Below are 13,310 nucleotides of genomic sequence, written 5' to 3' on the forward strand. Positions count from 1 at the left end.
ACTCCAATGGCATATTTTCAATATTCGATAACCTCAAGTTATTGAGCTGCTGGAGCCCTTCATGTCGGACGTGTCCTTTTCCAATTTCTGCAACTGGTTCAAGTTTCGCCACCTGAACCTGATCGACACGCTGGAGCGCACGCGCAACATGCACCATGCGGCCGAGCAGATGAACCTGAGCCAGCCGGCCCTGAGCAAGATGCTCAAGGAAATCGAAAGCCTGTTGGGCTTTGCCGTGTTCGAACGCCTGCCGCGCAGCATGGTCCCCACGCCGCTGGGCGCCGAGGTGGTGCGTTATGCGCAACTGGCCTTGAACGATGCCCGCACCTTTGTCGAGCGCATCAATAACCTCAGTGCCGGTGGCCATGGCCATCTCAAGGTGGGCGGCATCTTTGCCGCCACCGCCGTGGTGCTGCCCGAGGCCATTGTGCAGATCAAGGCGCGCTGGCCGCTGCTGGCCATCGAGGTGGTAGAGCAGACCAGCGACCACCTGATGGCCATGCTCGAAGAACGCACCCTGGACCTGGTGATCGGGCGCTTTACCGAGCAAAGCCAGCGCCAGCGCTACGATTTCCAGGCGCTGGCACCCGAGCCGTTCTGCATTGTGGTCAACAGCCGGCACCCCTTGTGCGAGGCCGGACCCATGACCTTGCAGCAACTGGTGGACTGGCCCTGGATGTTCTACCCCAAGGGCACGCCGATTCGCGGGCAGATGGAAGGGGTGTTTGCCGAGGCCAATGTCGAGGTGCCGCGCAATACCATCGAGACCATCTCGATGCAGACCTTCCTCAAAGTCCTGCAGAGCGGCCCCATGATCGGCATGCTGCCTGACGCCATGGTCCAGGCGCAGGTCGAGAGTGGGTTATTGAAGCGCCTCGATACGCCGCTTTACCTGACGCCGCAGTACTACGGCATCCTGACCCGTAAAGGCGAGCCACTGGCCGGACCAGTGCGCGAATTCGCCGATATCCTGCTGCATAACGCTGCGCATGTGCAGGACAAGCAGGATTGATTCAATAACCAGGCGTTATCGTTTAATCCACAAATGCCATTGGGATCGAATCAGTGCATGGCATAGATTACTGGCCATTGCCGCACGGCCAGGCACACACGCATGGCTGCCCTGTAACGGTGACAACGCCGGGTACAGGGCCTGGCGACAACCCGACTCAATAAAAACAATCAGGCATGCACGCATGCCCAAGGGTTAACTCCATGCAACCAGATTCAGCGCATTCGCACGCCCCCGATCCGGCCTTCGAGGAACGCACCTACCGCAAGGTCATCTTCAGAATCCTGCCGGTGTTGTTGCTGTGTTACATCGCCGCCTACCTGGACCGGGTGAACATCGGCTTCGCCAAGCTGGACATGCTCAACGACCTGCAATTCAGCAATACGGTCTATGCCTTGGGCGCCAGTATGTTTTTCTGGGGCTATTTCCTGTTCGAAGTGCCAAGCAACCTGTTGCTGCATCGCTTTGGCGCGCGTTTCTGGATCGCGCGCATCATGCTGACCTGGGCGGTCATTTCCATGGCGGTGGCTTTCACCGTGCCGCTGGCCGGGGTTTTCAACGTCCAGGCCAGCACCATGTTCTACACCTTGCGGTTTTTGCTGGGGGTGTGTGAGGCGGGCTTTTTCCCGGGCGTGATCCTCTACCTCAACTACTGGTTTCCGACCCATCGGCAAAGCCGGGTGATGTCCGGCTTTCTCATTGCCCTGCCGATCAGCCTGACCCTGGGCGGCGCGCTTTCGGGCTGGCTGATGACCGACATGCAAGGCGTGCATGGCCTGGCCGGCTGGCAATGGATGCTGCTGATCGAAGGCGTGCCCTCGATCATCATGGCCTTTGTGGTGATCGTTTTCCTGTGCGATGGCATCGACAAGGCCAAGTGGCTCGACGACAAGGAAAAGGCGCTGCTCAAGGCCAATCTCGTTCGCGAAAATGCCGGCAAGGTCTCGCGCCTGAGCGACGTGTTCTTCAACCCCAAGGTGTGGTTGCTCATCCTGATCCTGCTGACCTTCAATACCGGCTTCTACGGGCTGGCATTCTGGATGCCCTCGATCATCAAGAGCGCCGGGGTCACCAGCAGCCTGGAGATCGGCCTGCTGACCGCTATTCCGTATGGCGTGGCCATGGTGGTGATGCTGCTCAATGCCCGCCATTCCAACCGCACCGGCGAGCGTCGCCTGCATGCGGCCATCCCCGCCTTCATAGGGGGTATCGGCCTGATGCTCAGTGCGTACTTCGCGCATGACCTGGTGCTGTCGGTGCTGTTCCTGACCGTGGCGGCCTCCGGGATTCTCAGCCTGATGCCCATCTACTGGACCCTGCCGGGCACCTTGCTGTCGGGCGTCGCAGCCGCCGCCGGCATCGGCATGATCAATGCCTTTGGCAACCTGTCGGGCTTTGCCGGTTCGATGATCACCGCCACGGCCGAAACCCTGACCGGCAACATCAACAATGGCACCTATGTGCTGGCAGTGAGCCTGTTCATCTGCGGCGGGCTGATCCTGAGCATTCCGCGCAGCATGCTCAGCAGGCACGCCGACACGACGTCGGCCCTTCCTTCCACACTGGCGATGGAAAAGGCATGAACATGAACAACAAGCGCGTATTGATTACCGCTGCGGGGCAGGGCATCGGCCTGGCCAGCGCCAAAGCCTTTGTCGCCGCCGGTGCCGAGGTGATTGCCACCGACGTGGACATTACCGGCCTGCACGGCATCGCAGGGTTGCAGGCGTTGACGCTGGATGTCACCTCGGCGCCTGCGATCCTGGCCTTGAGTGAGCAGGTGGGCCCGATCGATGTGCTGTTCAACTGTGCCGGTTTCGTGCATGCCGGCAGCATCATGGCCTGCGATGAAGTGGCCTGGCAGCGCTCGATGGACCTGAATGTCACCGCCATGTACCGCACCATCCGTGCGTTCTTGCCCGGTATGCTCAAGCGCGGCGGTGGCTCGATCATCAACATGGCGTCGGTGGTCTCCAGCGTCAAGGCCGTCCCCGACCGCTTTGCCTATGCGGCCAGCAAGGCGGCGGTGGTCGGCCTGACCAAGGCGGTGGCGGCCGACTTCGTCAGCCAGGGCATACGCTGCAATGCCATTTGCCCTGGCACCGTGGAGTCCCCGTCGTTGCGCGCCCGCATTGCCGCACAGGCCGAGCAGCAGGGCGTGAGCCAGGAGCAGGTGTACCAGCAGTTCCTGGCCCGTCAGCCCATGGGACGCATCGGCAGCGCCGAAGAAATCGCCAGCCTGGTGCTGTACCTCGGCTCCGACGCCAGTGCCTACACCACCGGCAGCCTGCATGTGATCGATGGCGGTATGAGTATCTGACCCCCGTTTTGTCTTCAGCCACACCAGGAGAACCCATGAAACTGCTTCGTTATGGCGACAAAGGCTTTGAAAAACCCGGACTGCTCGATGCCGATAACCAGCTGCGCGACCTGTCTGCCCATGTGGCCGATATCGCAGGGCAGGCCTTGAGTCCTGCCAGCCTGGCCATGCTGGCCAGGATCGACCCGACCAGCCTGCCGCTGGTGTCGGGGGCGCCACGCCTGGGCGCTTGTGTCGGGCAGGTCGGCAAATTTGTCTGCATCGGCCTGAACTACGCCGACCATGCCGCCGAATCGGGCATGGACATTCCGGCAGAGCCGATCATCTTCAATAAATGGACCAGCGCCATCTGTGGGCCCAACGACGACATCGAAATCCCCCGAGGCTCGCTCAAGACCGACTGGGAAGTGGAACTGGGCGTGGTGATCGGCAAGGGCGGGCGTTACATCGATGAGGCCAATGCGATGGACCACGTCGCCGGTTATTGCGTGATCAATGATGTCTCCGAGCGCGAGTGGCAACTGGAGCGTGGTGGCAGCTGGGACAAGGGCAAGGGCTTTGACACCTTCGGTCCGCTGGGGCCGTGGCTGGTGACCCGCGACGAAATTCCCGACCCGCATGCGTTGAATCTATGGCTGGAAGTGGACGGCCATCGTTACCAGCAAGGCAACACCCGCACCCTGATCTTCAACGTGCCGTACCTGATTGCCTACCTGAGCCGCTGCATGAGCCTGCAACCGGGGGATGTGATTTCCACCGGCACGCCACCGGGCGTCGGCCTGGGCATCAAGCCGACCCCGGTGTTCCTGCGGGCCGGGCAGACCATCCGCCTGGGCATCGATGGGCTGGGTGAGCAACGGCAAATGGCGGTGCAGGCCGACTGACCGGTATTGGCTGGCATTGCCTGGCAATGTCGCCAGCACCCTTGAGTCAGTGCTGGCGACACAGGTCCGGTTAGACGCAGCTATCAGAAGCGAAAGGCCTGACGACCGATCAACAGCCACTGGCCGCTCTGCTTCTGCCAGATCTGAAAGTTTTCGATTTCAGTGGGCACGACTTTTCCGCTGTTTACTGCCTGAGCCGAAAAGTGGTTACGCACCAGCGCCACATCCCCGGACATGATGATCTTCTGGTTGAGCATTTTCAGCTCGTTGAAGGCGCTTTTACCGGTCTCGATATCAGCGATGAACGCCTGCTTGTCCTGAATGTTGCCGCTTGAATGCCCATACGTCAGGTTGTCGGCGGTCAGCGCCTTGAGCTGCGGTATATCCTTGTGCCACATGGCCTGGGTCAGTTTGTCCACGGCGGTGGCAACATCGTTTTCATCACTGGTTGCGGCGGCGACATAGCCCGTGAACAGGCACAGGAAACCTACCAGCAATTTCAGCTTTTTCATGCTCAGATCCTTTTGTTGTATTTATCGGAAACGAAACGTCGCAGATGATCGTACTTATACGTCATCGTACAACGACTCGATTCTGCCTGTCTGATGAGCGTAAATGCAACTGTTTGTAAAACGAGGGAAGAGGCTCGTTAGCATGCCAGGCCTGCCGCCTCGACAATCAGCGCCGCCAGCGCGTCGGCCTGGGGATCGAGCCGGGCGCTGGCGCGGTGCACCAGACCCACGTCGCGGTGAAAGGTGTGCACGCCCAAGGGCAGTACCCGCACCGAGGCCGGCCAGACCGTGCCGTGAATATGCGGTACCAGCGCCACGCCCACCCCCTTGGCCACCAGCTTGACGATGGCCTCCTGTTCATCCAGCTCGCACACCTCGCGGGGCCGCAGATGCATTTGTTTCAGGAAGCGCTCGACCTGCCGACCGCCGAACGAGGTGCGGTCGTAGCGGATGAACGGCTGGGTCGACAGCAGGGTCAACCAGTCATCACCCGGCGTGCCCTGGGGCACGATCAGGCAATAGGGTTCGCTGGCCAGCGCCGTCCAGGTCAAGTCACGGTGCAGTGCAAACGGCGGACGGATGATCGCCGCCATGTCGATCTCGCCAGCATCCACCAGGTCGACCAGCGCCATCGACACCCCCGGCACAATCCGCGTACGGCACTGGGCAAATTGCGTGTGAAAGAGCGCCAGTGCATCGGGCAGCACATTGCGCTGGATCGACACGATCGCGCCAATGGTAAGCAGGGTCGAGGCCGGCACACCCGGGCTGCTGTGGCCCAGTTCGTTGTACATCTGCACCAGTGTTTGCGCCTTCAACAGCATTTCCTGGCCACGACCATTCAAATGCGCCGCCCGCCCGGTGCGGTCGAACAGTTCAAACCCCAACTCCGCTTCCAGCCGCTGCATCTGCGCACTGACGGCTGCCTGGGTCAGACCGACACGGTGGGCGGCGGCGGCAAACGTGCCTTCACGCGCAACGGCAATCAGGGTCTTGAGCTCACGGATCATGTACAAATTTCCTTTGTGCTAATCACAAAATCATATTGTTTTTTTTATTGAGTGGTGAAGCTTACTCTTTTACCTATCAGCACCGCAGCGTCATGACGTTCAGGCGGCTGAATCACGCCCTCGATAAAAACGACACCGTGGAGTTCCCGATGAGCCTTTCTCCTTTTCACCTGGCAATCCCTGTTTATGACCTGGCCGCGACCCGCGCTTTTTACGGTGAAGTCTTCGGCCTGGAAGAAGGTCGCTCCAGCGCGCAATGGGTCGACTTCAACTTTTACGGCCACCAACTGGTGATCCACGAACACCCCAAGACCGCCTCCCAAGAAAGCGTGCACAGCAACCCGGTCGATGGCCATGATGTCCCGGTGCCGCACTTCGGCATCATCCTGCAATGGGAACAATGGGAAGCGTTGGCGGAGCGCTTGAAGTCGTTCGGCACCGAGTTTGTGATCGAGCCCTATATTCGTTTCAAAGGCCAGGTGGGCGAACAGGCGACCATGTTCCTGTTCGATCCGTGCGGCAATGCCCTTGAGTTCAAGGCATTCAAGGACATGAGCCAATTGTTTGCCAGGTAAGTCACCTCTTCTGATAAAGCGCCCCACGGCGTGGGGCGCTTTATCTGTCGCGCTACGGCTTTTAACTAACGCCGCTCTCCCACTCCAATAAGAAGACTGGACATGAAGCGTATACCCCTGGTTTGGCAAATCGTTGCCGGGCTGTTGCTTGGCGTGCTTGTCGGTTGGTATTTGAACAACCATCCTCTTTACCAGCAATGGGTCAGTGCAGAGATCCTCAAGCCCCTGGGCGATATCTTTATTCGCATGATGAAGATGGTCGTGGTGCCCATTGTGTTCTGTTGCATGATCCTGGGGATCGCCGGCGGCGGTGATAACACGTCATTTGGCCGCATGGGCGCCAAGGCCATGGCTTACTTCTTTGCCATTACCAGCCTGGCGATCGTGCTGGGCCTGTGCCTGGCCAACCTGTTCGAGCCAGGTGCCGGCACTGACATCTCCGGAATGACCACGGCCACGGTGGCCTTGAAAACCGAGCCCTCCAAGGGCGCGCTGGTGATTGTGCAGAACATTGTCCCGGACAATATCTTTGTTGCCTTGACCGAGGCGAAACTGTTATCGATTTTGTTCTTTTCAGTGCTGTTGGGCATGGCGCTCAATGCCTTGCCACGAGAACGAAGTGCACCGGTCATTACGGTGGTCCAGGGACTGAGCGACGCCATGTTCAAGGTTGTGAGTTTCGTCATGGCGTATGCGCCGATCGGGGTGTTCGGCATGATCGGTGCAACCGTGGCCACCTTTGGTTTCGCTTCGCTGTTGCCCCTGTTGAAACTGATCGCAGTGGTGTATCTGGCGCTGATCATGTTTGCGCTGGTGGTGCTGGGCGGGATCTGCTATTGGCTGGGCGAAAATATCTTTGCCTTGATCAGGTATTTCCGCGACGAATTGATCCTGGCCTTTTCCAGTGCCGCCTCGGCGGCGGTCATGCCGCAATTGATGAACAAACTTGAAGCCTATGGCGTACCCCGGCGTATTGTCAGCTTCGTGGTGCCGGTGGGTTATGCCTTCAACCTGGATGGCGCGTCGATCTTTTTAGGGGTGGCAACCCTCTTTGTGGCGCAGTTGTACAGCATCGACCTGTCGTTGTCGCAGCAGGTCCTGCTGGTGGTGACCATGGTGCTGACCTCCAAGGGCGCCGCCGGCGTGCCGGGGTTTGCGATCATCATTCTGTCCGCGACCCTGGCCTCGGCCGGCCTGCCGCTTGAGGGCGTGGCCCTGATTGCTGGCATCTTCCGCATCATCGACAGCGGTACCACGACCCTGAACGTGCTGGGCAACGCCATTGCACCGTTGGTGATCGCCCGCTGGGAAAAGGTCGAGCTGGTTCGCAATGTCCCCGAAAAAACCGGGCAGCCGGGCTGAGCATTGCTTCAGCGAGCCGTCACTCGATGGGGGGCAAGCATGGCCACGGCCGTTGCACCGATGCTCTGCAGGTCTTCACGACTGATGCCGTCGTGGGCCTGCAGCGACATGCCTTCCAACAGCGTGTTAAGCGCGGCGGCCAGCAGGCGGGTGTCTGTCTGCGCATGCAGTTGCCCGTCGGCGATGGCACGGTCCAGACGCTGCTGCAGGCAGTCGCGGCCCTCTTGGCGCAGAGCCTTGAGGGCGGCGCTGACCGAGGCGGCATCGTCCGAGACGTTGACCGCCGCCAGCACCACCATGCACCCGCAGGGTGCCAGGGGCTCGGTCAGGATCGAAGCTGATGAGTGGAAAAAATCGCCCATGGCACGCACCACGTCCGGTTCGCTGTCCATGCGCATCCAGGTCGCGTCCCAGAACGTGGCTTCATAGTGCTCTACCGCCTCCAGGAACAACCTGGACTTGTTGCCGAAAGCGGCATAGAGGCTGGGCGGGTTGATGTGCATGGCGGTGCACAGCTCGGCGATCGACGCCGGCTCATAGCCGCGCTTCCAGAACACCGCCAAGGCCTGTAACAAAGCCTGGTCACGGTCAAAGGCACGGGGGCGGCCCTTGCTGCGAGGCGCAGAGGGCAGGGGGGTATCGGTCATGGATCTGATGGCCTTGAAACACAGGCGTTGATCATACACAAAACCGCTTCTGCGAACGGGCTGCACGGTGCGCCCTGTGTGGTCGGTTATCGAGCCGTCACTGACGGTGCGGGGGTTTTTTGATAGCATCCGGGCCACCATGAAAAAAAACCAACCCGATATGCGTCAGCACATCCTCGATGTTGCTCGCACGCTCATGACCCATAAAGGCTATACCGCTGTCGGCCTGACCGAACTGCTCGGGGCGGCCGGCGTTCCCAAGGGCTCGTTCTACCATTATTTTGCATCCAAGGAAGTCTTCGGGCAGGCCTTGCTCGAAGCGTATTTCCAGGACTACATCGGTCGCGTAGACGCGCTGCTGAACGCCACGGGCACAGGGGCCGAGTGCTTGCTGGGCTATCTGCGCTACTGGGCCGAGACCCAAGTGCTCGACCACACCGATCAGAAGTGCCTGGTGGTCAAGCTAGGTGCCGAAGTCTGCGACCTGTCCGAAGACATGCGGGGTGTTCTGGAAAAAGGCACGGCCATGATCATCCAGCGTATCCGCCAAGGCGTCGAGCGAGGTCAGGCCGACGGCTCGATCAACTCTGGCCTGGAGGCGGCGCTGCTGGCTGACTCGCTTTATCAGCTGTGGTTGGGCGCTTCGTTGATGGTCAAGTTGCAGCATTCGGCACAGCCGTTCGAAGCGGCGATGCAGATGAGCCAGCGGTTGCTGTCATAGCGTTTCAGACCATTTGCCCTATGCCCTTGTTGTCGGATCTTGATAAAAGCACCTTTGGTTTTTTGTAGACGACTGGTCTATTCATGGTTAGCATGACGATCTTCTGTAAATGGCGAGGTGGCCAAGGCCCTGCGCCTTTTTTTTGGCAATAAATTAGACGACTGGTCTATTCATATGAGTTCAGACATGACTGATAACGCATGGCGCACTGATCTGTTCAACCCCGTCAGCCTGGGTGCCCTTACGCTGGCCAACCGCATCGTCATGGCACCGGTAACCCGTAGCCGCTATGCCGAGGACGGTGTGCCGGGTGAGTTGCATGCGCTGTACTACGCCCAGCGCGCCAGCGCCGGGCTGATCATCGCTGAGGCGACCAATATTTCTGCGCAAGGCCGTGGCTATGCCGCCACACCGGGTATCTGGAACGATGCACAGGTGGCTGGCTGGCAGAAAGTGACCGATGCGGTACACGCCGCTGGCGGTAAAATCGTCTGCCAGCTCTGGCACGTAGGCCGGTTTTCCAGTGTGCAGTTGCAACCCGATGGTGCGGCGCCGGTAGCACCATCGGCCATCAAGGCCGAAGGCAATACCTACACCACCGAGGGTTTTGTCCCGGTGTCGACGCCCCGAGCCCTGGAAACGGATGAAATCCCCGGCATCATCGACCAGTACCGGCATGCCGCCGAAAACGCCAGGCGCGCAGGTTTCGATGGCGTCGAGGTGCACTCGGCCAACAGCTACCTGCTCGACCAGTTCCTGCGCGACTCCACCAACCGGCGTACTGATCAATACGGTGGCTCGATCGAGAACCGCGCCCGGCTGACGCTAGAAGTGACCGAAGCCGTTTTGAAGGTCTGGGGCCATGAGCGGGTGGGGATTCGCCTGTCGCCGGTGACACCGGATGCCGGTAATACGCCGCCGGACAGCAATGTCATGGCAATGTACGGCTATCTGATCCGGCAGCTCAATGCGTTCGATCTGGCGTATCTGCACGTTGTCGAAGGCGCCACAGCCACCTCGCGCGAAGTACCGGCCGGTGTGGACCTGGACGCGTTGAGCGGGCAGTTCAACGGGCCGTTCATTGGCAATAACAACTACGACCTGGAGATGGCCATCCAGCGCCGGGCGCAAGGCCGGATCGACGCTGTCGCCTTCGGACGCCTGTTCATTTCCAACCCGGACCTGGTCGAGCGTCTGCGCCAGGGTGCCGGGTTGGCCATTGCCCCGCATGAGAGCTACTACGGCGGCGGTGCCAAGGGCTACACCGACTGGCCGCCGGGCAACTATTGATGATGCCAGCTTGCTGAGCCCGAACCACTGCCCGGCTTCTCCGGGCAGTGGTCTGTCGCAGGCTTGGGATCAGGGCGCGACGTGGGTGTGGTAGATCTTGCTGACTACCGTCCAGCGGCCTTCGACTTTCAGCAAATTGAAGAAATCGGTAAAGCAGAAGCCGGAAATGTCATTGGTGTCGATACGCGCGCTGGCAGCGGTGCCGACGATATCGATATTGACGATGGCACTCTGTGCTTCGGGAGAAGGGCGAAAGGCATTGTCGATGATGTCAAACAAGCCCTGGATGGGGCCGCCTGTGAGTTTTTGTTCGGCATCGACACCGAAGAGAGTGGCCTGCTCACTGAATGCCGGTTTCATGAGGCTGCTCTGTGCCTGTTTGCCGCCTTCGTTGTACTGGTTGAGCACGGTAACGATGGCGTTGTATTCCTGCACATAGGTGGGGTGGGTCATGGTAGGGCTCCTGAGTGGGTATATCTGTAGTGATCGATAAGCTGCCATCAAATTCTATAGTGATTACTACAAATAGTGTCGGGATTTATTCAGGCCCACGTGATTCCCGCCGTTTCCAAGGGTGACAGTCAGCACTTGACCGTGCTGTTATTTCTTATCAGCTGAAAAATAAATGATTGATTTTATTGAATATTAGACTCAACGCTTGTAGGAGCGCGCTTGCCCGCGACCGAGTGCGAAGCGCTCGCAAAATCTCGGAAACGCTGAAATTTTACGACTGCTACGCAGCCGGTCGCGGGCAAGCGCGCTCCTACAAGGCGGCCTTGTACCTCACTGCGGCCATTGTTCCAGCAGAATCGACACGAACTTTTCCGCCGCCGGTGACAGCGAGGCGCCGCGCCGGTACACCAGGCCCAGTGTGCGGTTGACCACCGGGTCGCTCAGCGGAATGCTCACCAGGGTCGGGTGATCGGCGGCCGGCATGGCCAGGCTGGGCATGGCCGACACCCCAAGCCCGGCCTCGACCATGCCCAGCGAAGTCGACAGGTGCTGAACTTCATAAAACCACTGCGGGCGCCAGCTCAGGGCGGACAACGCGTGGTCCAGCAGCATGCGGTTGCCGCTCAGGCGACCCACGCCGATCAGCCGGTAATCACTGAGCTCCGACCAGGTGATGGACGTGCGGCTGGCCAGTTCATGGTCGCGCCGGCAGGCCAGGACAAAAGGTTCGTTGACCAGTGGTACGAACTCAATGTCCGGGTGCTGGCCACTCATCATGTTGATACCAAAATCCGCCTCGCCGCGTAATACCGCTTCCAGGCCTTCGTTGGCGCTGAGGTCGAGCAGGCGAATGCGGATCTTCGGGTAGCGCTCGTTGTACAGGCGAATCACCGAGGGCAGAAAATAGAACGCCGCCGTGGGAATGCAGGCGAGGGTGACCTGACCGACCTGACGCTCGGCCAGCTCGCGGATATTCAGGATCGAGTCGTCGAAATCGTCCAGCAGCCGCCGCGCCTTGGGCAGGAAATCCCGCCCGACGCTGGTCAGGCTGACCTTGCGTGTCGTGCGGTCAAGCAGGGTCGTACCGAGACCCTCTTCAAGCTTTTTGATCCGTCGGCTCAACGCCGGTTGTGACAAGTGAAGGGCATCGGCAGCCTCGTGAAAACTGCCAAGTTCGGCGATTTTCACGAAAGATCGGATGTCCTGAAGCTCATATTCCATGGTTTGACCTCAAGGTCGAAGCGGGCAGGCAGACGATGTCCACACTAAAGTAATCATGCATGGATCGCAATAATCGCTCCGATCTTTGCATTTGAATGAGGCTAACTTCCCTGACATTCTTGCTCAAAGCACATCAAAAACCTCGATTGATTAGCAAGAGTCAGTAGTCATGCAACGAATTCCTTGTGTACTGATGCGTGGCGGCACCTCCAAAGGGCCTGTGTTCCTGGCCTGGGACTTGCCGGTTGCCGTCGAAGAACGCGACGAGCTGCTGCTCAACCTGATGGGCTCCGGTCATGAACTGGAGATCGACGGCATTGGCGGTGGCAGCCCGCAGACCAGCAAGGTGGCGATTGTCAGCCCGTCGTTGCATGCCGACGCCGATGTCGATTACCTGTTCGTGCAAGTGATGGTCGCCGAGCGTCGTGTCGACACCGCGCCCAATTGCGGCAACATGTTGTGCGCTGTCGGGCCTTTTGCCGTCGAGCAGGGTCTGGTCAAGGCCACGGGCGATTCGACCCTGGTGCGCATCCGCAACCTCAACACCGGCACCTTCGTCAATTCCGAGGTTCACACCCCCAGCGGGCTGGTCAGCTATGAAGGCGACACCGCCATTGATGGCGTGCCTGGCACCGCAGCGCCGGTAAAACTGACCTTTCTCGATGCCGCCGGCAGCAAGACCGGCAAACTGTTCCCGACCGGCAACACCCAGGATGTCATCGACGGTGTGCCGGTAACCTGCATCGACATGGCCATGCCGATGATGCTGATCGAAGCCGCTCATCTGGGCAAGCGTGGAGATGAAACACCGGCACAGCTGGACGCCGACAGCGAATTTCTCAAGCGTCTGGAAAGCCTGCGCCTGCAAGCGGGCCTGGCCATGGGCCTGGGCGATGTCAGCCAGAAAGTGATTCCAAAGCCGGTACTGGTGTCACGGCCGTTCGCTGACGGCACCTTGTCGGTGCGTTATTTCATGCCGCACAACTGCCATCGGGCACTGGCCATTACCGGTTCCATCGGTCTTGCCACCGCCTGCGTGACGCCCGGCAGTGTCGTGGCCGCCATGCTGGACCTGGCGGATGAACCGCGCCTGCAACAGGTGCGCATCGAACACCCCAGTGGCGGCATCGATGTTGTTTTGTCGTACACGGGTGAAAACGCCGATACCATTCGCGCCTCTGTGGTGCGCACGGCACGCCGGTTGTTCTCCGGTTTCGTCTATGCACCTGCTTCGCAACGCCTGGCCGGCTGAGGCTGCCAGTACGGTTTTGCATCAGCACAATTCTAAAAAACGGGTGATGCC

General features: G+C 59.7%; 14 protein-coding genes. 9 read left to right on the plus strand and 5 right to left on the minus strand.

The genetic code is table 11. From position 1 onward, the window contains the following. Positions 1-61 precede the first annotated feature (61 nt). From DGA31_RS16440 to DGA31_RS16455, 4 genes are all read left to right on the plus strand, one after another. Entirely contained in the window at positions 62-1,012 is a 951-nt protein-coding gene (locus DGA31_RS16440) for a LysR family transcriptional regulator (protein ID WP_056836641.1), read from the plus strand. Between the two features lie 203 nt (positions 1,013-1,215). Further along, positions 1,216-2,595: an MFS transporter gene (locus DGA31_RS16445; protein WP_109513280.1), complete on the plus strand. Its 1,380-nt coding sequence runs from the start codon at positions 1,216-1,218 to the stop codon at positions 2,593-2,595. Beyond that, positions 2,592-3,332, plus strand: coding sequence for an SDR family oxidoreductase (locus DGA31_RS16450; RefSeq protein ID WP_056836637.1), 741 nt, complete (start codon positions 2,592-2,594; stop codon positions 3,330-3,332). The genes DGA31_RS16445 and DGA31_RS16450 overlap by 4 nt, the downstream gene beginning before the upstream one ends. 35 nt (positions 3,333-3,367) lie before the next feature. Further along, complete coding sequence (locus tag DGA31_RS16455; protein WP_109513281.1) at positions 3,368-4,216, plus strand: ureidoglycolate lyase; 849 nt, start codon at positions 3,368-3,370, stop codon at positions 4,214-4,216. An 83-nt stretch (positions 4,217-4,299) separates the two neighbouring features. Here DGA31_RS16455 and DGA31_RS16460 read toward each other — a convergent pair whose 3' ends face one another. Together DGA31_RS16460 and DGA31_RS16465 are read right to left on the minus strand one after the other, a co-directional pair. Continuing rightward, positions 4,300-4,728, minus strand: coding sequence for a nuclear transport factor 2 family protein (locus DGA31_RS16460; protein WP_056836633.1), 429 nt, complete (start codon positions 4,726-4,728; stop codon positions 4,300-4,302). A gap of 137 nt (positions 4,729-4,865) precedes the next feature. Continuing rightward, positions 4,866-5,738: a LysR family transcriptional regulator gene (locus tag DGA31_RS16465; protein WP_109513282.1), complete on the minus strand. Its 873-nt coding sequence runs from the start codon at positions 5,736-5,738 to the stop codon at positions 4,866-4,868. A gap of 149 nt (positions 5,739-5,887) precedes the next feature. Here DGA31_RS16465 and DGA31_RS16470 point away from each other — a divergent pair, with 149 nt between their 5' ends. Both DGA31_RS16470 and DGA31_RS16475 read left to right on the plus strand, forming a co-directional pair. Further along, on the plus strand, positions 5,888-6,313 hold the full coding sequence (locus DGA31_RS16470) for a VOC family protein (protein ID WP_056836628.1): 426 nt from the start codon (positions 5,888-5,890) through the stop codon (positions 6,311-6,313). A 102-nt stretch (positions 6,314-6,415) separates the two neighbouring features. Next, a complete protein-coding gene (locus DGA31_RS16475; protein WP_109513283.1) occupies positions 6,416-7,675 on the plus strand; it encodes a cation:dicarboxylate symporter family transporter in 1,260 nt (419 codons plus the stop codon). A gap of 8 nt (positions 7,676-7,683) precedes the next feature. Here DGA31_RS16475 and DGA31_RS16480 read toward each other — a convergent pair whose 3' ends face one another. Then, the gene (locus tag DGA31_RS16480; protein WP_109513284.1) at positions 7,684-8,322 is read right to left on the minus strand and encodes a TetR/AcrR family transcriptional regulator; all 639 of its coding nucleotides are present in this window, start codon (positions 8,320-8,322) and stop codon (positions 7,684-7,686) included. 139 nt (positions 8,323-8,461) lie between these two features. Between DGA31_RS16480 and DGA31_RS16485 the strand changes: the two genes are divergently transcribed. Together DGA31_RS16485 and DGA31_RS16490 are read left to right on the plus strand one after the other, a co-directional pair. Further along, positions 8,462-9,043 (plus strand): TetR/AcrR family transcriptional regulator, encoded by a 582-nt coding sequence (locus tag DGA31_RS16485; protein WP_109513285.1) that lies wholly within the window; start codon positions 8,462-8,464, stop codon positions 9,041-9,043. Positions 9,044-9,229: 186 nt separating this feature from the next. Beyond that, positions 9,230-10,333 carry an alkene reductase gene (locus DGA31_RS16490; protein ID WP_109513286.1) on the plus strand — a complete coding sequence of 368 codons (1,104 nt, stop codon included), beginning with the start codon at positions 9,230-9,232 and terminating at the stop codon, positions 10,331-10,333. A gap of 69 nt (positions 10,334-10,402) precedes the next feature. Here the strand turns inward: DGA31_RS16490 and DGA31_RS16495 are convergent, their stop codons facing one another. Together DGA31_RS16495 and DGA31_RS16500 are read right to left on the minus strand one after the other, a co-directional pair. Next, the gene (locus tag DGA31_RS16495; RefSeq protein WP_109513287.1) at positions 10,403-10,786 is read right to left on the minus strand and encodes a nuclear transport factor 2 family protein; all 384 of its coding nucleotides are present in this window, start codon (positions 10,784-10,786) and stop codon (positions 10,403-10,405) included. Positions 10,787-11,116: 330 nt separating this feature from the next. Beyond that, positions 11,117-12,007, minus strand: a complete 891-nt coding sequence (locus DGA31_RS16500) for a LysR family transcriptional regulator (protein WP_056836616.1) — start codon at positions 12,005-12,007, stop codon at positions 11,117-11,119. Between the two features lie 169 nt (positions 12,008-12,176). On the opposite strand from DGA31_RS16500, the gene DGA31_RS16505 reads away from it, so the two are divergent. After that, positions 12,177-13,259, plus strand: coding sequence for a 4-oxalomesaconate tautomerase (locus DGA31_RS16505; RefSeq protein WP_109513288.1), 1,083 nt, complete (start codon positions 12,177-12,179; stop codon positions 13,257-13,259). Positions 13,260-13,310 lie beyond the last annotated feature (51 nt).

The sequence above is a fragment of the Pseudomonas ovata genome, from assembly GCF_003131185.1.
Classification (GTDB): Bacteria; Pseudomonadota; Gammaproteobacteria; order Pseudomonadales; family Pseudomonadaceae; genus Aquipseudomonas; species Aquipseudomonas ovata.